The following is an 18,668-nucleotide window of genomic DNA, read 5'->3' on the forward strand; positions in this document are numbered from 1 at the left end:
CATTCCCGCGTAATGATAATCTTTTCAACTCTAAATAATTATAGTCATTGACTTATTTTAATTACTTTATAGATTACTTTTCTTAAAAATGATAATTAAACTCTGTCATTCATAATATAATTTAATTTATAAGAGTTAAAATATGGAAAATAAAGAAGAAGAAACTTTAACCTTTGAGTGAATAATAGATGAAGAGGAGGAAAAGCGTTTAAAAGCTCACAATGCAAGGAAAGAGCTTAAGTTAATATTAATAACATTTGCTATTATTCTCACTAGTTTTTTAACTTTTTGTTATTTCTTTTTTAAATATATAGAAGAAAAAGCAGCAGGGTATAAATTACAGCAAGAACAAGAAGCAAAAATAAATAATAACACAAAATGAAATTGTTTAAATACAATGTAACCAAAAACTATTAATCTATTTAAAGTTAAAAAATTATTTGTTATTACAATTTTTACACTTTTGCTTTAATTGTAATTAACTATTATTAATATAAATAAAATAACTTTTATGGAAGATATAAACTCTTGGAAAGAAAAGTTTAAAATGTGTGTTTACGCTAAAAAGCTAGTTGATAAACTCGAATATTTAAACACTAAAGTAAAAAATCCTGTTGATATAGAGGAAGTTAAAACAGGTATCTACTACGCTCGTAAATATCATGGTTCACAAATGCGTCAGTCAGGTGATCCGTATTATTCGCACCCGATCAAAGTAGCGATTATGCTTGCAAAGTTTGTAGCAGACGAAGCGCCTAAGCTTTTTACTTCTAATATGATAAATGCTGCTCTACTTCCACTATACTATTGAGGATACAGAACTTACTGAAAAACTGATCATTGAAATTTTTGGTAAAGAAATAGCAAAACATGTAGAAGGTTTAACTAGAATTAAACCTCACGGACAAATCAGTGTCAAGGAAAGCTTAAACCTATTAATTAAGCAAAAAAGATAGGATACCGCACTTATAAAATTATTTGATCGTATTCATAATGTACAAACATTAGGAGCTAAATCACCTGAAAAAGCGAAGCAGATCATTGTGGAAACATTTAAGAAGTTTCTAGTTGTTGCTATACATTTAGAGTGTCATGAAATTGAAGAAAAGTTTAATGAAATTTGCTATAGGTTTTTATACAATATCATTATTCACTATGAATAACCTGCTTCTTTTTCCAACTTTTGAAAATGATTTAGACCAAACATACAAATTATAAGTAATGGAACCATCACAACAAACAAACCATATTGACCCAAATATTTTGTTAAATATATAATTCCAAACGAAGTGATTATACACATTAAGGCTCTAGAAACAGCATATATAATACTACTGTAAAGCGTTTAAAACCGGAGCCTAAAAAAGATTGAAACAGCAGGAACAGTATCAAATGAACATATTATCAAACCTATTTGAATTAAAAGAAGCTGGAAAGGTGACTTTTTAAAAGGTATGGTACAAATAGAATAAATATAAGAGTAAAGCTAATTTTACTCTAAGAATTTTTAAAGGATATATTTTATAACTTAGAAAACATATTAAAGACATACTAGCTAGGTGGAACATTGAAATAATAAAATTATGATGAATAACCTGAGCTGCACTATATCCAAATGCATTCTTTAAAACTTCACCACAAGTAATATAAGTATAGTAGAAAATATGGGCCAAGCACAACCATTATGAAAAAATATATAGTTGTCTTCTTATTAGGTTTTTGGTAAAAAATCTCATCGTTTTTTAATTCTTTTATTTTTGTAAAAGTCTAGCACTTGCATCTACAAAATCATGCGTTTCTCTAAGATGAGCTTTAGCGTAACCTCTCACAACTACAATAATTGCATCTATCCAAAAGGCAAGACGCCAATTAAATCCTTGAGTAGTAACTAAAGATACTATAGCTAAAGCTACAGTTGTCCCAATTACTGATGCTACGGCAATAAAAGAAACTACGGGATATTGTATAGGTGGTTTTGTAATTTCAGTTAAATAAAGTTCTGCTACTACTATTTCACCTACAGAAGCTATACCTTGAATTGCACGGCAAATTGTGATTAATACAGCAGCAAAATAACCTACTTGTTCATAAGTAGGAGCATTTGCCATAATTATACAGGATAAAGCCATTAAGGTAGATAATAACAGTAGATTTTCACCCTAATTTATATCTATCACCTATTCAACCAAAAACATATGCTCCTAGTGGTCTAAATATAAAGGTAGCACAAAAGGTAAAGGCAGAGAGAAGAGCAGCTGCACTCGCATCATATGTAGGAAAGAACAATTCATTGATACTGCTAAATGGACGTACAACATTAAATCACAATACTCAAGAAAAGTAGCTGTAGATAAAATGCCCGTGACTACTTTTTGGTCGCTTGTTAAACTTCTCTGTTCTTTTTCATAGCCTAGAATAAATTCTTTACAAAAAATTAAATTGTAAAGAAATTTATACTATTTTATATAAAAGTCAATAGAAAATTTCACTTTACACGATAAATAAGCAAAGGAAGTGCAACGTAATATATTCCGTGAATTGATAGAAAAAAGCTATAATATATTGCGATGTTTTTTATAGTTGTAATTATATAGATTTAACTGTATTCCCCAGCAAATAGTAACGTTAAAAGCAAGAAACAAGCTAACAATTAGTACTTTAAATTTACTTTATTTTTTAGCATGGATAGATATGTGATCAATAAACTAATTGAAAGAAAAAATAAATAATATACAGTAATAATGGTTCATTTTTAGATTGAAAAATAAAATACTATACTATCATTGGTAGTTATAATTAAATATATTCAAAATATGCTTTTTCAATCACTAAATTTATACTCTCTCTTAGTTGTAGGTATTACAGCTACTTTTATCGTGTTTATGCGTCAATTATCTTATTACAAACAGCAAATTATTAATAAGGATTAATAATACCTGCATATTTTGATAAAAAAATGTTATATAAAATTCTTAATAATAACTGCGATAGATATTCTGCTCTTGAAATGATTAAATCATATTTTAAGTTGAAAACTGCAAGATCGTTATCATATGAAGAACTTGAAAATGATAAGCAATTAAGCGAATTATTTAGAGATTCTTAAACTATTTTATTGATGATTTTATATCAAAATCCGATAAATCAGTTACAGTAAATAAAGTGTTTAGTATACAAGATGAACATAACAATATTCATAAATCATATGCGTTTTTAGAGAAAAAAATATCAGACAAAACACATCAAATGCTTATATATGTCAAAGTGCATTATATAATGACCAAAGACGATGAAGAAAGCTTAAACACTTTCATAAACTTGGCTAAGATAATGTAGATTTCCCAAAAACAAAATCAGACACTCAAATAACAAATTTAAGAGTAAGCTTAACGAAGTCGTATAAGCGAACCTTACCAAATGCAGTATCAAGAGCTTAAATTGAAACTATATTTTTAAGTAAGACAGAGTTATTTAAAGCTCGGTTTAGAGTTACCTAAACCGAGAGATAAATTACTACTTACCTAAAAGTGGATATGTAACATTTTTTAAGAATTTTCTTTTAATATAAGTACATACTAAAAATGTCAGTACGGTACTTGGAACATAGTATCGTAGGTAAATATCTTATTAAGGTCTTAGTTGAGACTAAGTCAGTAAACGATGTACTGATGCTCTCTACTAACTCTCTACTTTTTGATCTTAAACAATCTAAATAACATCTAACAGCTTCAATAACCATAGAAGATATAATAGAAATTATTCCACTTTGCATAAGAAAATAAAATTCCAGACTATCCGAACAATAACAATAATTAGCAATAATTATTAAAACTAAACCTAGAATATTAAAAAAATAGACAAATGGTTTGCCATAAGATTTCTCTTCTTGCTTAATGCTACTTTTTAATAATTTATATATTAGAGATTTTAACATGGAATTACCTATTTCATAAGAATAGCGAGCAATACACCTACACCAAAAGCGTAAGCGAGATTCTGCAAAGGGTGGTCACGTGTCGACTCACATAAATCCACTACATTAGCTTTACCTTTATCCATTCCTTTATCTTTATAATGTTCCATAACGGGATAATAAATTACCTAACTGCTCATCTAGAATATCTCCGGATTACCTTTTAAATTACGTAATCTTGACACTAAGCTTTCAATATCTTTTTTGATACCTTCGACATCTGCTTTAGCAGAGTTTGAATTTGATTCTTTTATAATTTACTCTTTTATTAGTTTACATTTTGTTAAGCAAATTATTTTGCCTACAAAACTTATACGATGCTCCTCTTATAAGCACTTTACAATAGCTTAAACAATAAAAAAACCGAATCTAAACTAGATTCGGCTAAATTTAATGATTTTTTATTTCGTATTACTTCTACTTACTACCGAATGAAGAAACAATTTTGTTAATTAATGATTCAATATTAATTGCTGATTGAGTATATTTTATCTCTTCATTAGCCGCTAAATTTTCATCGTCATTACCTGGTACAATTGAAATATATTTACCTCCAAGTAACCCGCTGGTGACTACTTGGGCTTTAGAATCTTTAGGTATTTTAACATCATCATTAATATTTAGATATACACTTGCATCAAAACTATTGGGATCTAAAGTAATTTGCTTTACACTACCGATTTTTATACCTGAAATCATTACGTCGCTTCCAACTGCTATCCCTTCCGCACTTTGGAAATGAGCAGTTACCTGATATCCTTTTGAGCTAGTTATAGAACTACCTGTTTTGTAAGCAAAAATCAAAAATAGCAAAGCAATAATTAATACTACAAAGCCTATAATTGTTTCAATAATGTTCTGTTGCATTGTTTTTTATATTTTATTAATTAATTACGGTTGCCATCTATTATATTTAAGATTTGATGTTTTAGGCAGCTTTTTAACTATTTTATTATTCTTTTGCCATGGAAAAAGCTGAATATTTTTTGGTATCTCATTTACTAAATGATGTAACCAAGCATGCCAACTTGGCGGAATTTTTGTAGGTTCATTTACATTTTTATAAATAACAAACCTCCTTGGACGCCCTAAATAATCAATATTACGGCTTTCATAATATTGATTCAAAAACTCATCTTCTCCTACTTTTTTGTGAAAAAAAGTAATAAAACACTTATCTATCCACGACATTTTAAAATTTCTATAGCAGTTTCTCTTCCTTGCACTGCAAGTTTATCGGCAGCAATATTACCGCTATTATTTGCATGACCTTTTACCCATTTCCAAATAATAGTATGTTTACTCAATTCTGCGTATAATTTTTGCCATAAATCGGCATTTTTAACGGGTTCATTGTTGCTTTTACACCAATTATTTTTTATCCAATTATGAATCCAAGCAGTAATTCCTTGTTGCAAATATTTACTATCGGTATAGATCTCAACATTACAAGATTTTTTTAAAATCCTCAAGGCTTCAAGTGCTGCCGTAATTTCCATACGATTATTAGTCGTATCTAACTCATACCCAAATACTTCTTTGCTAGTATCATTAAATTGAAGCAAAGCTCCCCACCCTCCGGGACCTGGATTACCCGCACATGCACCATCAGTATATATCACTACTTTTGAATCCATAATATGCATTAACTAGGTTTAGAAGAATTACGAAACTTATCTAACATTATAACATTTGGACTTGAAGATGATGAAGTCTGATAACTTTTATTATTACTTATTGCCTCTTCATGTTGAGGATTTTCATGTATATTTAACGACTGACTAAAAGTGAGACTGTAATTATTATTGGAATCAACAAAACTAATAAGTGCATCAAAAGGTACATAAATTATTTCTTTAACACCGTCAAAACTTACCGTTAAAGAAAAGCCCGTATCATTTACTATTAAATTTTCAAACTGATATTGCAGTACTATTGTTATCTGTTTCGGATATGCCTGTTTAACTTTTGAAGGTAAAATTACCGCAGGATTATCGGTTCTGTACGATATGTATATTAACTGATCCCAATATAAATTTTCATGCTGAATTTTTGTTAGAATTTTTTTCACAAATTCTAGCATATATTCATGCACAAATTTTTTATATTCAATATTCATACGAGAAAAATAAATAAAAATAGGTCAACAAAGTTTAATTTGAACAGTTTAAGTCATTGCAAGGAAAAACTGTAAGTTTTGATGAAACAATCTCAGAAGTCCTACTTTATGAGATTGCCACATTCTCTACGTTCGCCTGCAATGACAAGATCAACCGTTTTTAGGCAATGCCAATTTTTCAAATTAAACAAGTATAAGTGAGGGTTTTTCTGTTGCCCGGCACACCCTCCAGCCGCGTAAGATTAAGCTGCTAAAGCTAAACGACCTACAGAACGATTATTATCGTTTGCGTTTCTTTGTTTTGACCCATATGACACAAGCCATCGGCGGAATCATCCCGAGTAAAAGCAATCTTTTTATTAGGCACGTCGATCCTATTTCGCCCCCAAAAAATACTCGATGAACTTCGTATTGTCTACTCTTTAAGAGTCATTACATATTTAAACTTTTCTAAATGACGTGGCGAATAAAGAGAAATTTGAAGGCGACACGGAACGCAGAACCGCAGGATACACGCAAGTAACGTGAGGATTCGAGTACCGGATCGACGTACAAATTACCTTTAGGAGCAAGTTATTTAGAAAGTTTTGGTGGAGGCGTCGGGTACTGCCCCCGAGTCCGCAACCTCTATTCTAAATTACGTTTATTACTATAGCTATATTAGCACCAAACATTATGCCTTAATTTGATTAAAATGTAAAGGTCAAATAAGAATTCTAGATTTATATTAAAAATGGACTTATAATAAATGGTTAGAATTCTAAATTAAAAACTTAATTATGCTACCAAATCTTGGAATTATCGCCGGCAGAGGTTCATTACCTTACTTAATAGCAGGTAATTATACAAAGCAAGGCGGTAATTGCTATATCGCAGCAATTAAAGATGAAGCTGATATAGAGCAAATTAAAGATTTTGAATATAAGATTTTAAAAATCGGTATGGTCGGGGAAACTATAAAATATTTTAAAGAGCATAAGGTAAAAAATATTATTTTTATCGGTGGAGTTAATAGACCAAATTTTAAAAATTTAGCCGTAGATAAAATAGGCGGTTTATTGCTTTTCAAAATAGTTAGGCAAAAAATTCGAGGAGATGATAGTTTGCTAAAAATAATAGCGGATTTTTTTGAAAGTTATGGTTTCAAGGTAATTTCAAGTAATGAAATATATAAAAATCAACAAGGTAACTCCAATATTATAACCGATACTAACCCTATAAGTTCAGATAAAAATGATATTGAGCTTGGAATAAAATTATTGAATCATCTAAGTGCATTCGATATCGCACAATCGGTTATAGTTGAAAGTGGCTATATACTTGGTATAGAGGCTGCCGAAGGAACGGATACTTTAATAACGAGATGTACAGATTTACGTAAAAATCCTCATGGAGGAGTATTAGTAAAAATAGCGAAATTAGGTCAAGATAATAGACTAGATATGCCGACGATCGGTCCTAATACTATAAAGAATCTTGCTAAATATAATTACAAAGGGGTAGCGATTCAAAAAAATAACGTAATTATAGTCGAAGAGGAATTAACTATAAAACTCGCTAATGAACATAAAATCTTTATAACAAAATGTTAGCAATAGGTATTACCGGTAGCTATGCATCGGGTAAAACTTTTATGTTGGATTATTTAGCAGAAAAAGGATATAAAACTTTTTGTGCCGATAGATGCATAAAAGAATTATATCAAGATGTAGTTTTGCAAACTCAGATTTTAAAATTACTACCTGAACTTGAGTCTTTCAATATTAGAAAAATCAGTAATTTAATTTACAATAACGACCTAGCTAGAGAAAAACTACAAAATTTTATTTACCCTTTACTAATAGATAAACTCATTTTATTTAAAAAAGAAAATGCTAATTCTAAATTTGGCTTTGCCGAAATACCGCTGCTTTATGAAGCTAAATTTGAGAAATATTTTGATTTTGTCGTAACAATATACTGCTCTGAAGAAATAAGAATGCAAAGAGCAATAACGAGATCTTCGTTTGATATAGAAATTTATAATAAAATCAAAGAAATTCAACTATCACAAGAGAGCAAAATAGCAAAAGCAGATTTTGCTATAAATAGCGGTGTTGATATGTTAGACTTGGAACAACAAATAGCGAAACTAATAAAGGATTTGGAATGTCGAGTTTAAGAGAAATAATTTTAGATACCGAGACTACGGGACTTGACCCACGACAAGGTCATCGAATCGTTGAGATCGGTGCTATTGAGATGGTAAATAAGATATTAACAGGCAGGAATTTTCATTTTTATATTAATCCTGAGCGAGATATGCCGTTTGAGGCTTATAGAATTCATGGCATATCCGGCGAATTTTTAAAAGACAAGCCTCTATTTCATACAATAGCCGATGATTTTTTAGAGTTTATTTCAGATAGCAAACTGATTATTCATAATGCTCCTTTCGATATTAAATTTCTAAATCACGAATTATCATTATTAAAAAGAACCGACATTAAACTCTTGGAACTAGCAAATACTATTGATACTTTAGTAATGGCTAGAAGCATATTTCCAGGCTCAAAATATAATCTTGATGCATTATGTAAAAGATTTAAAGTTGATAATTCAGGTAGGCAGCTTCACGGAGCTTTGAAAGATGCCGCATTACTTGCAGAAGTATATGTAGAGTTAATGGGCGGCAGACAATCGGCTTTTAAAATGGTTGATAAATCGGCCGTAATAAATAATTTAGCAACTAATCAAGTAAATAACAAAACAGAGCAAACTACTATTGTTATTAAACCTACAAAAGAAGAGCTACAAAAACATAAAGAGTTTCTCAGTAGGATTTTAAAAACTGCTTAGTAAAACGTCATTGCGAGGAGAGGCAAAGCCTCGACGTGGCAATCTCATGAAATAATATAAAATTCCTGAGATTGCCACGCTCCTTTTAGTCGCTCGCAATAACGATTATCAATAATCCCCTTATCTATGAAAACAAATTTTCTTGTATTTATAACCTTTACAATACTTATCTCTTTAGGCTTTTGGCAGCTTAGTCGTTTAAAAGAAAAGAAATTATTTTTAGCTGCAATGCAAGCTAACCTAACCTCACCTGCAATTAATTTAGCAGAAATTCAAGACGGTTTACCTTATCACAAAGTAAAAATTACCGGTCAATTTTTGCCTAATAAAGACATATATTTATACGGTAGAAGGTCAATGTCGAGTGAAAAAGACGGATATTATTTAGTTACTCCTTTTAAAACCATAGAAGATAAAGTTATTTTAGTAGCACGAGGTTGGTTCAGTAATCACAATAAAAATATTATCACGCAAGCTACAAACGACCGGCAACACGAGATTATCGGTGTTACCATGCCATCAGAAAAAACTCGTATCTACTTACCTGCTAACGATATAAAAAATAATGTGTGGCTAACGCTAAATTTAAAAGAAACATCCAAAGTGTTAGGCTTAGATCTTGAGAATTTTTATATTATTGCGGAAGGAAAAGATATTAGCAATCTAGATATTTTATTACCTCTTGCAATAAATCATTTAGCAGCAATCAGAAATGACCATTTAGAATACGCTCTAACTTGGTTTGGACTTGCTATTTCTTTAATCGTAATATATGTAATTTATCGGCGTCGTTATATGGCTGTGGATGTCATCCCACGAGCTTGTAGCGGGATCCAGAAAAATAATTAAAAAGACTGGACCCCGTGGTCAAGCCACGGGGTAACAGTAGAAAATCGATACATAAATGAGTGACTTACAAAGAGAAGCATCCGATCCGAATTACTCTGTTTGGGTATCGGCATCTGCCGGTACCGGTAAAACCAAAATCCTAACCGATCGATTTTTACGTCTGTTAATAACGGGCGTAGAGCCTTCCAATATTTTATGCCTTACTTTTACTAATGCTGCAGCTATAGAGATGCAAGTAAGGATTAATAGCAGACTTAAATATCTTTCTCTTTGCAACGCCGAGAAACTAGAAGAAGCACTTTTCTTAATGAGCGGCAATAAGCCATCGCCGCAAGACACAGAAAACGCAAAAACTTTATATGATAAAATACTAAATAGCAATAAGCTTTTAAATATCTATACAATACATGCTTTTTGTCAAAAAATCCTTAACACTTTTCCCTTAGAAGCCAGCATAACACCAGAATTTACAATCCTTGAAGAAACTAAATTACAAGATATCTTCCTAAATATCAGAAACGAAATTTACTTAAGCGATGAACATAATGACTTAATGAAAATTTTACTTAACCGATTTCATGAAATAACTCTGCAAGATATTTTTACCGAGATAATCGAGCAGCAAATTAAATTCAGAAAGTTATTTATAAATAAGCAAATTCCCAAAGAAATATCTAATAAAAGATTAGCGTTAGGGGAATTAAATAATATTTACGATAAGGTAAAAAACTTATTTGCCGAGTATGATGTGGAGATAGCACCGAAAGAAATTTTTTTTACCAAAGATGGGAAAAAACGAAAAAGCCTTTTATCGAAAGAATTAATAAGGAAATATCCTAAATTATTACTAGAGCTCGAAAAAATTACCTCTGAAATTTACCGATTAGATGAGCTGCGTCGCATAGAAGAGCTAGAATATCATACAAACTTACTTACTAAACTTGCGCATATTATTTTAAAAAAATACGATTCATATAAGAAAGAAAATAATTTACTCGATTACGACGATTTAATTTACTACACCGAGAAATTACTCAATAATAAAACTACTCATAAGTGGTTGCTGCATAAGCTTGAAAGCGAGATAAATCATATTCTTGTTGATGAAGCACAAGACACAAGCCTCTCGCAATGGAATATTATTACTACTTTAATAACAGAGTTTAATGCTGTAGAGAGGCCAAATAATAGTGTTTTCATAGTCGGCGATGATAAACAATCGATCTTCAGTTTTCAAGGGGCTGATCTTCGTAATTTCAACTTAGTAAATGAGCGACTAAAAGCAAATCTTACAAATGCTAATAAGAAATTCAAAAATATCACCCTTGAATATTCTTATAGATCATGTACAGAGATTTTACAATTTACTTATAATGTTTTAAAAAATATAAAATCCAATTACCCGAGTTTATTCCTTGCGAATAATCCTTTAATATCCTCATTTCGTACACATCAAGGCTCTGTAACGGTTTGGCCATTAGTGACGAGTGAAAAACAAGAAGAGCTTTTTTGGGCACTACCTGAAGATTATGAAAATTCTAAATCTGCTGCCGATTTACTCATAGAAAAAATCGTAAATTTTATAAAAGAACAAATAGAAAGCGAAGAAATTTTACCGTCTACTGCAAACAGAATATCTGAAAAAGATTTCATGATATTAGTCAGAAAGAGAGATGAATTTAGTAATAATCTGATCAAAGAACTTAGCAAAGCTAAGCTTAAAGTTGAGGCAAGCGATAGAATGAACCTTAAGGAAAATCTAACTATAATGGATTTAATTTCATTAGCTAAATTTGTGTTACTACCTGATGATGATTTAAATCTTGCCGGTTTACTAAAATCACCGATTATTGGAATAAGCGAGCAGCAATTATACGAACTTCTTGTAAATAAAAATGAGAATAGCTTATGGGATATACTCTCTTCACATGAGGAGATATATAATAAGTTAGATTCTCTAATTGCAATTTATAAAATATCGATTGTTGAGAACTTCTTTGATTTAGTGGTACATAATCTAAATTTACGAGAGCTTTACGATAATGATAGTGATGATATGATAAATGAGCTATTAACATTAAGCAAAAACTATGCAAATGATATAGATAATTCACTGCAAGGATTCGTTACTTGGTTTGAGAATAACGATATCTATATTAAACGTGATATAGAGCATTCAGACAAAATAAGAGTAATGACCGTCCACGGCTCTAAAGGGCTTGAAACTCCTATTGTTATATTATGCGATTCTACTACTTTACCGATAAGCAGCAATAAATTTATTTGGGATGATAAAGGAGAAATGTTTTTCTCTGCTAATGCTGCCGATACTCCTGAGTTTTTGCAAGAGCTGAAAGAAGCTGAAAAATTAAAAGATTTGCAAGAATATATAAGACTACTCTACGTTGCAATGACAAGAGCTAAAGACAGGCTGATTATATACGGTTTTAGTAATAAATCTACCACTCCTGAAAATTGCTGGTATGAAATAGCCAAACAAACTTGCGATCAATCTCTCAATTAGTAGCTGCTATTGCTATATTAAATATAATAGTCTATTAAGACGCACATATATTTAAATAGCGTCTTATGTTAAAAATTTTAGAAAGTTTCTTTGAAAATAAAGCAAGAATCAAAATAGAAAGGTTAAACAATTACCATCCCTGCATTATGCTTATGAAAAAGGTCATAAGGCATAATACTTAAATTTTTTTCTTTTAAGGCTTGTTTATACTTTGTTATTTTAGAAATAACAACTACAACAAGAAAAATAAAAATACTTATTAACAGAGGATATAAGATATTTAACTGATCAAACATCATTAATTTCACAGAATTTAGTTAGATACTACATAATAGTAGTAACATTTATTTGAATTTCAACTTAAATATTTTTTATTGCAATTTAACTCCTATATCTTAAATTTAAATCATTAATAGATATTGTCATAAGAAAATTAATAAGATTTTTATTGAAACCGCTACTTCTAAAATAGATAGCATAATAATTTATGCATTATGATAATAATCATGCCTTAATAAATCAGATTTAAGAATACCAAAATTATATTCATATGAATCTAAATAAGCTTGTAATTCATGAACATTTTGTTCTATTTTTTCATAATTATATTTATATGAGTTTTGGAATTTTTCAACTAATTTACCTTTATTAACAACTTTTTTATAAGCATCTTCTTTAAAAAACCCATCTTTTTGTTCTTCACTACGAAAGTAATCCTTAAATTCACTATGTTTTTTCGGTAAATTAGAGATAAATTCTGCAAATTTTTCTAATTGAATATTGGTAATTAGAGTAAATACCAAACCTATATTTTCTTTATATTGGTTAACTCTTGAAACTTCATGCGCTATTGTAGCTTTTTGTCCAATTTCAATAACATTATTAGATAAAATAACTAAATCTTTTTTATTAACCTCTTACTTTTCAGATTCCTTTAGTTTTATATTCAGTATTACCTCTTCTAATGCCTCTTTACTAAATAATTTTTTAAATGCAGCAAGCCACGGACCAAAAGTCATACTTTCTAACTTTTTAAAATATTCTTTTAACTTCATGACTAATTTCCTTGTTTATATTTTCTTAGTTTAATTTATAGTATTAGTTGGAAGTAATCAAGTTATAGAGCTAAGAAAAATTAATACTTTTGTAAAAATTATATATAGCGTAAAAATTGAAAAACAGTGTTAAAATGCTTAAAATAATTTGACTATTTTAGAAAATTTTAATAAAATCTATTAATAAACTCAATCGATAATACAAAATATGAAAACAGCTTTTATCTTCCCCGGTCAAGGGTTGCAATTGATCGGCATGGGAAAAGATTTTTATGATAATTTTAAACCCGCCAAAGAAACTTTTCAAATCGTTGATGAAGTACTAAACCGAAAACTCACTGATATAATTTTTAATGGACCTTCTGAAGAACTTACCTTAACCACTAACGCACAACCGGCATTAATGGCAGTATCTATGGCAATAATAAATATTATCAAAGCTGAAACCGGTAAAAGTTTGGATAGTCTTTGCGATTATGCTGCCGGTCATTCGCTAGGTGAATATAGTGCTTTATGTAGCACCGAAAGTATTAACCTTGAGACAGCAGCAAAACTACTTCATACACGTAGTACATCTATGCAGGAAGCATGTCCTGAAGGTGAGGGAAGCATGGCGGCTTGTATCAATATTCCACTTCAAAAACTTGAAGAAATATTAGAAGAGATCAACAAAATAAATTTATGCCAAATTGCCAACGATAACATCGAAGGACAAATAGTTATTAGCGGCAAGACCACAGCTATAGATCATACTATTAGTATAATTAAAGATTTAGGTTATAAAGCGATAAAGCTGAAAGTCAGTGCTCCATTTCATTGTAGCTTAATGAAGCCGGCAGAAGAAAAAATGCGAGTAGCTCTTGATAAAGCTGTAATTAATAAACCTCTGATACCGATAATCCAAAATTATACTGCAAAACCTACTCTAGATCCTACAGAAATCAAACAAAATTTAATGCTTCAGATATGCGGGCGAGTTAGATGGCGTGAGACTTTAGAACTATTTCACAAATTAGAAATCGCTCATATAGTAGAAATAGGGCCAGGAAGCGTACTAACAAATATGCTCCGGAAAATTAATTATCCATATAAGTTAAGTAATATAAGTAATTTAGAAGAACTACAGCATTGTTTAGATAACATTAGTCAATAACTGTCTCTAATAACTTCTAATTCATAAAGTTTTTAAATTAACTTAATATTAATTATATGCAAATTAGTTTTAGTTTTTTAAGCAATTGCTAGAATTATTCACTAGTGACTGGCAGAGCTATTTAGACAAGGTAATAAAGGATTTTAAAATTTAGCCTTAACAGATACTAATGATACATTTTTAAAAGAAGAATGTTATAATTGCTCTTATCCAAAAAGACATTAAAGAAGGTGAATATCTATGTTGCTCCTTTTAATAAAATAGATCATGCAAGTTTATTACTTACCAATATTCTCATATATTAGAGCTTAATCAAAATACGGTAAAAGCAGTAAAAAATATGCTGCGAAATAACTTCAAAGATATATATAATCCGAAAATTTATATTATTGCTAATTATAAAGAACCTATAATTAAACACTATACAATAATAGATAAAATAGCTGAAGGTAAAGTTATTACCTTTGAAGATTTAAATATTAAATATATGTAGATCACACGGATGAAGAGTTAAAATATATAGGTGATATAGTAAATGATATTAGAAAACTAGACAGTAAGTTAGTAGCAGATATTCAAATATCATCAATTTTATTTTGTAGATTTTCTTATTACTCAGTGTACACTCATTTTTATGGCTGCATATTTTGAAGAATTAAACAATTTTCATCAAAATTTAGATAACCTCAATTTTTCCGTTACAAAAATATATTCCCGAATACCAACCAAAAGACTATAAGAGTTTTGTCAATCTTAAAGCAATAACTTGGAATAGATTTTTAGTTAAATATCAGAAATTATTTGAGAACATTCAGAACATATTATTTAGTATCTGTAGTGATAGTGAGAATTTTGTAACATTGTTAATTTCAGACTCTTATAATCTTAGCTTAAACAAGCGAATCAAAATTATAGAGTACTTAATAGATAAATATAACAATGATACTAAAGCTATTTATTACATAACCCAACAACTTTTTTATATTTGTGATGATAACACGGATATTAAAACTCTCGAAGCCAAGGCTAAACAGTTTTACAAATATAGTGAATATTTCCGTAGTTGGGATGATTTACCTAGTTATTGGTATATGGACTTTAAAGGGCTATCCGGATGTGATAAGGAAGCTTTGATTATGGGCAATTCCGTAAAGCCGGAAAATATATTTAGTTAGAAAAATTATAAAATAATTCTAGAAATTTTGCTTATTAGATGATATAAAGTAAAGCCATAATCGGAGAGATGGCCGAGTGGCCGAAGGCGGCGGTTTGCTAAACCGTTATACGGGTCATACCGTATCGAGGGTTCGAATCCCTCTCTCTCCGCCAGTCTGGACAGTTAGCCAATTCTTGTAGTTGATCGAATGGAAAAGCCAAGGAGTAATCAAGATTTCCGCCTTTCAAATTTAGGGTCGCAAGTACACATTATCACCTTATTGCCTTGATTTAACAAGGATTTTAGCTCTTAATACAAACCTACTAATATGTTCTATTGTTCTATGCTATTCATATGTTAGTTTATACTAGACTTTTCTCTAATATTTTCTGCTACTTATACGTTATTTTCTATAAATTTCACCAATTTTAGCCATTTTTTTTCTAAAAATATGTACACTATGCAAACTAGGGGCTATTCCTCGTAAAATAAGGGATTGGAGGACTTTTTGTAAAAATTTTTTTATATACCAAAATTTTTCAGTTTTTGTGTATAAAAATTGCACCTATTACCAGAATTGAGTGAGGACTTAAATAAAGCTCAAGGGTTGGGTCGGAAATATAAAGATTTAAAAATTTCAACGTTTCTTCTTTATTACTACAGTCTGTGCTACCATTATTACACATGGTACATCCTAATTTTACTTTATCATTTGCTACTAAATCTTTTAATTGTGTTACTTCCTCTAAGGTAGCCTTTTATATCACTTATGTTGCGAAAACCATTTATTACTTCATTAAATATATTATTTACACCTTACGAAACTATCCTTCTTATATCATTTATATCTTCATTAGTACGCCAAGAAACATAAGGTAAACTACTATCATATTTGTGACACAAACCCCAACACCAACCTTGTACTCCTTCTGTATTTCCAAGTGTTGATTTATATAATTCATATCATTTATAAATAATTTTTGTTCTTTCATTTTTTACTTAATTCTTGTAGTGCTATCTAAGTATAAGATTTCCGGCATATATTTATGTTTCAGCCAAATCTCAAGGCTACCGATAATATAAAGGTTATTTTTAGCTCTGCTAATACCGACGTTTAAAACATTTGGCTTTTGCGTCATTATATTTCGTGCACCTTTTATCAAGAGGATGCTGAACTTCTAGTAGTATTATTACCGTATCGTTTTCTGTGCCTTGAAATGGATGAATAGTGGCGATATTTTTATATCCAAATGCTTGAATTGTTTTCTCATATCTTGAATCGTCATATATTTCATTCAATTTTCTACGAATAGATTCGTTGTAATCTTTATACATTGTAATAATGTAAATTTTTTTGAGCGCATCATCCCCATTTTTCTCTTTTAATACTTGGTTTTAATAACTCTAGTAATTTTTGAAATTCGGCTTCCGATTCATATTTATAACGTTGAACCTTATTATCTTTTATATCTATCCATTTTGAAGTACCTAAAATCGTTCTAATATCAGAGTTACAGTCAGAGGTAGCAAAAATCATTTTGTCACCGTAAGCTATTTTGTTACATATTTTAAACATCAGATTTTGGCATCTTCTATGCACTCATAAAGGGAAACTAACCGTAACATCATCTATTTTTGTTTGATATAAAGAATTACGGTCAGCTAGGTTTTGCAATGAAACTTCCGAAGGTGACCACTCAGGATATGAAACCTTAAAATGTTCACATAATTTGTTCATTAAATCTTGCTTTAATATAGAAATAGGATCTGTTTGCAGCGGATCACCGACTACTACGACTTTTTTCGATTTTGTAAATAGCACTAGCTACGTATTGTGGCGGTATCTGCCCTGCTTTATCAATAAATAACCAAGGAATTGCATTATGTTCGGATGTTGCCAACATTTTATCGAATGAGTAAAAAGTTGTAGACACAACAGGTATGACCATACAGAAATTTTGCCAAGCAATTTTGTAAGTTAAAAATTTTCTTGCCAATTTTTCCACAATAAATCTTCTTCAAAATCCTTAATATTGCAATATTTATCTTTTAAACTTACGATAGCCAAGCTTATATAGTCGTTACGTTGTTTTATTTCTTCTACAGAAGCTTCAATTTTCTTAATTGCAGCTTTAATATTCTTAATATCAGTTTTTATCCGGTCAATTTCTTCTGAAGATTTATTTTTTAGCTTAATTAAAGCCCATTTTTGCTCATAGCAAGAATTGTGTTTTGCGGTTTTAAAAAATGCATGAATTTTTTCAAAAAAACCAAATTTAATAATTTTATTTCACAATCAATTTCAAGTATTTTAGAGCTTTTATAATCAAGCTCTAATTCTAACTCATTTTACTCTTCTTTTTTGCTGCATATATCACTCCTAAATCCTCTTCCTTAATTAACTCTCTTTTCTTTTTATTAAATTCAATAACTGATGCAATATTTTCATAAACTTCATGAATTTCACTGTATAAATGTTAAAACCAGCACACGCTTCTTTCCATTCATTATTAATTTCATCTATAGAATTACAATATTCAGGTTTAAAATGTGCAGGGGCTTTATCTTTACATTTATTATTAACTAGCAGATTAAGATATTACAGCATTGTATGTTTTCATCATTCTTATCATCGTTTTCTTCTTCATCTTTATATTTCCAAAACTTATTTGAAAATCTCTTTTTATTTCCATGATTAACGAGCACCGCAGCAAATATACCCCTATCTTTCTCTTTTTCCTCTTTCAATAAAAGTTATTTAAAATAACTTAAATCTTTATGATATAGCTTATCTATTTTACTATATAACGATATTTCTTTAGATATATTCTCAACGGCATTGTTATTAGATGATGCAACAACCATACCGTAAGTTTGTAATTCCGGTTTTAAAGAATTAACATGATAATCAAAATTTGGTGTATGTAAGGAAGATTTTTTATTTTGAAACCCCTCCTTAGGATCTTCTAAAGTTGTTAAATATGAAGCACGATCTATTTGC

21 protein-coding genes, 1 tRNA gene, 1 other RNA gene and 4 pseudogenes are annotated in these 18,668 nt (G+C 29.9%); 12 read left to right on the forward strand and 15 right to left on the reverse strand.

Annotated elements, in window-relative coordinates:
* The first annotated feature begins 181 nt into the window (after positions 1 to 181).
* Both BG75_RS10160 and BG75_RS05870 read left to right on the forward strand, forming a co-directional pair.
* Positions 182 to 382, forward strand: a complete 201-nt coding sequence (locus BG75_RS10160) for a hypothetical protein (protein ID WP_252903746.1) — start codon at positions 182 to 184, stop codon at positions 380 to 382.
* Between the two features lie 129 nt (positions 383 to 511).
* A complete protein-coding gene (locus tag BG75_RS05870) occupies positions 512 to 811 on the forward strand; it encodes a bifunctional (p)ppGpp synthetase/guanosine-3',5'-bis(diphosphate) 3'-pyrophosphohydrolase (RefSeq protein ID WP_062811762.1) in 300 nt (99 codons plus the stop codon).
* 940 nt (positions 812 to 1,751) lie between these two features.
* Here BG75_RS05870 and BG75_RS09135 read toward each other — a convergent pair.
* Positions 1,752 to 2,108 carry an MFS transporter gene (locus BG75_RS09135; protein WP_252903692.1) on the reverse strand — a complete coding sequence of 119 codons (357 nt, stop codon included), beginning with the start codon at positions 2,106 to 2,108 and terminating at the stop codon, positions 1,752 to 1,754.
* Between the two features lie 675 nt (positions 2,109 to 2,783).
* Between BG75_RS09135 and BG75_RS10735 the strand changes: the two are divergent.
* Positions 2,784 to 3,336: pseudogene (locus BG75_RS10735) on the forward strand (hypothetical protein).
* A 177-nt stretch (positions 3,337 to 3,513) separates the two neighbouring features.
* Here BG75_RS10735 and BG75_RS07880 read toward each other — a convergent pair.
* The 7 genes and pseudogenes from BG75_RS07880 to ssrA form a co-directional block, all read right to left on the reverse strand.
* Positions 3,514 to 3,934 (reverse strand): annotated as a pseudogene (locus BG75_RS07880) (hypothetical protein).
* A gap of 8 nt (positions 3,935 to 3,942) precedes the next feature.
* Positions 3,943 to 4,227: pseudogene (locus BG75_RS10740) on the reverse strand (hypothetical protein).
* A gap of 163 nt (positions 4,228 to 4,390) precedes the next feature.
* Positions 4,391 to 4,840: an outer membrane lipid asymmetry maintenance protein MlaD gene (mlaD, locus tag BG75_RS05885; protein ID WP_004997581.1), complete on the reverse strand. Its 450-nt coding sequence runs from the start codon at positions 4,838 to 4,840 to the stop codon at positions 4,391 to 4,393.
* Between the two features lie 24 nt (positions 4,841 to 4,864).
* Positions 4,865 to 5,164, reverse strand: a complete 300-nt coding sequence (locus BG75_RS05890; protein WP_004997578.1) for an NADH-ubiquinone oxidoreductase subunit NDUFA12 family protein — start codon at positions 5,162 to 5,164, stop codon at positions 4,865 to 4,867.
* Positions 5,152 to 5,619 carry a ribonuclease HI gene (gene rnhA, locus BG75_RS05895; protein ID WP_012736474.1) on the reverse strand — a complete coding sequence of 156 codons (468 nt, stop codon included), beginning with the start codon at positions 5,617 to 5,619 and terminating at the stop codon, positions 5,152 to 5,154. Before rnhA ends, BG75_RS05890 begins: the two co-directional genes overlap by 13 nt.
* Positions 5,619 to 6,092, reverse strand: coding sequence for an SspB family protein (locus BG75_RS05900; RefSeq protein ID WP_012151238.1), 474 nt, complete (start codon positions 6,090 to 6,092; stop codon positions 5,619 to 5,621). The genes rnhA and BG75_RS05900 overlap by 1 nt, the downstream gene beginning before the upstream one ends.
* Before the next feature lie 196 nt (positions 6,093 to 6,288).
* Positions 6,289 to 6,797, reverse strand: a transfer-messenger RNA (tmRNA) gene (gene ssrA, locus BG75_RS05905).
* Between the two features lie 74 nt (positions 6,798 to 6,871).
* Here ssrA and BG75_RS05910 point away from each other — a divergent pair.
* From BG75_RS05910 to BG75_RS05930, 5 genes are all read left to right on the forward strand, one after another.
* Complete coding sequence (locus tag BG75_RS05910; protein WP_062811763.1) at positions 6,872 to 7,684, forward strand: LpxI family protein; 813 nt, start codon at positions 6,872 to 6,874, stop codon at positions 7,682 to 7,684.
* Positions 7,678 to 8,253 (forward strand): dephospho-CoA kinase, encoded by a 576-nt coding sequence (gene coaE, locus BG75_RS05915; protein WP_062811764.1) that lies wholly within the window; start codon positions 7,678 to 7,680, stop codon positions 8,251 to 8,253. Before BG75_RS05910 ends, coaE begins: the two co-directional genes overlap by 7 nt.
* On the forward strand, positions 8,241 to 8,930 hold the full coding sequence (gene dnaQ, locus BG75_RS05920; RefSeq protein ID WP_062811765.1) for a DNA polymerase III subunit epsilon: 690 nt from the start codon (positions 8,241 to 8,243) through the stop codon (positions 8,928 to 8,930). Before coaE ends, dnaQ begins: the two co-directional genes overlap by 13 nt.
* Before the next feature lie 126 nt (positions 8,931 to 9,056).
* Positions 9,057 to 9,779, forward strand: coding sequence for an SURF1 family protein (locus tag BG75_RS05925; protein WP_062811766.1), 723 nt, complete (start codon positions 9,057 to 9,059; stop codon positions 9,777 to 9,779).
* A gap of 55 nt (positions 9,780 to 9,834) precedes the next feature.
* Positions 9,835 to 12,303, forward strand: coding sequence for a UvrD-helicase domain-containing protein (locus BG75_RS05930; RefSeq protein WP_062811767.1), 2,469 nt, complete (start codon positions 9,835 to 9,837; stop codon positions 12,301 to 12,303).
* A 485-nt stretch (positions 12,304 to 12,788) separates the two neighbouring features.
* Here the strand turns inward: BG75_RS05930 and BG75_RS10170 are convergent, their stop codons facing one another.
* On the reverse strand, positions 12,789 to 13,106 hold the full coding sequence (locus BG75_RS10170) for a hypothetical protein (protein ID WP_252903693.1): 318 nt from the start codon (positions 13,104 to 13,106) through the stop codon (positions 12,789 to 12,791).
* Between the two features lie 114 nt (positions 13,107 to 13,220).
* Positions 13,221 to 13,358: a hypothetical protein gene (locus BG75_RS10175; RefSeq protein ID WP_252903694.1), complete on the reverse strand. Its 138-nt coding sequence runs from the start codon at positions 13,356 to 13,358 to the stop codon at positions 13,221 to 13,223.
* 208 nt (positions 13,359 to 13,566) lie between these two features.
* Here BG75_RS10175 and fabD point away from each other — a divergent pair, with 208 nt between their 5' ends.
* The 4 genes and pseudogenes from fabD to BG75_RS05965 all read left to right on the forward strand — a co-directional run bounded on the left by fabD (position 13,567) and on the right by BG75_RS05965 (position 15,840).
* Complete coding sequence (fabD, locus tag BG75_RS05940) at positions 13,567 to 14,511, forward strand: ACP S-malonyltransferase (RefSeq protein ID WP_062811768.1); 945 nt, start codon at positions 13,567 to 13,569, stop codon at positions 14,509 to 14,511.
* A 340-nt stretch (positions 14,512 to 14,851) separates the two neighbouring features.
* Positions 14,852 to 15,162, forward strand: a pseudogene (locus BG75_RS10745) (hypothetical protein).
* Positions 15,163 to 15,371: 209 nt separating this feature from the next.
* The gene (locus BG75_RS05960) at positions 15,372 to 15,686 is read left to right on the forward strand and encodes a hypothetical protein (protein WP_062811900.1); all 315 of its coding nucleotides are present in this window, start codon (positions 15,372 to 15,374) and stop codon (positions 15,684 to 15,686) included.
* A 62-nt stretch (positions 15,687 to 15,748) separates the two neighbouring features.
* Positions 15,749 to 15,840, forward strand: a tRNA-Ser gene (locus tag BG75_RS05965).
* Positions 15,841 to 16,662: 822 nt separating this feature from the next.
* Here the strand turns inward: BG75_RS05965 and BG75_RS10180 are convergent.
* The 5 genes from BG75_RS10180 to BG75_RS08845 form a co-directional block, all read right to left on the reverse strand.
* Positions 16,663 to 16,806 (reverse strand): hypothetical protein, encoded by a 144-nt coding sequence (locus BG75_RS10180; protein ID WP_252903757.1) that lies wholly within the window; start codon positions 16,804 to 16,806, stop codon positions 16,663 to 16,665.
* Positions 16,769 to 17,002 carry a hypothetical protein gene (locus BG75_RS05970; RefSeq protein WP_252903695.1) on the reverse strand — a complete coding sequence of 78 codons (234 nt, stop codon included), beginning with the start codon at positions 17,000 to 17,002 and terminating at the stop codon, positions 16,769 to 16,771. Before BG75_RS05970 ends, BG75_RS10180 begins: the two co-directional genes overlap by 38 nt.
* Before the next feature lie 28 nt (positions 17,003 to 17,030).
* A complete protein-coding gene (locus tag BG75_RS05975; RefSeq protein ID WP_041471938.1) occupies positions 17,031 to 17,243 on the reverse strand; it encodes a hypothetical protein in 213 nt (70 codons plus the stop codon).
* Positions 17,244 to 17,267: 24 nt separating this feature from the next.
* A complete protein-coding gene (locus tag BG75_RS10185) occupies positions 17,268 to 17,489 on the reverse strand; it encodes a hypothetical protein (RefSeq protein ID WP_252903696.1) in 222 nt (73 codons plus the stop codon).
* Positions 17,490 to 18,250: 761 nt separating this feature from the next.
* The gene (locus BG75_RS08845) at positions 18,251 to 18,415 is read right to left on the reverse strand and encodes a hypothetical protein (RefSeq protein ID WP_196242486.1); all 165 of its coding nucleotides are present in this window, start codon (positions 18,413 to 18,415) and stop codon (positions 18,251 to 18,253) included.
* Positions 18,416 to 18,668 lie beyond the last annotated feature (253 nt).

It is taken from the genome of Rickettsia endosymbiont of Proechinophthirus fluctus, assembly GCF_001602635.1.
Classification (GTDB): Bacteria; Pseudomonadota; Alphaproteobacteria; order Rickettsiales; family Rickettsiaceae; genus Rickettsia; species Rickettsia rickettsii.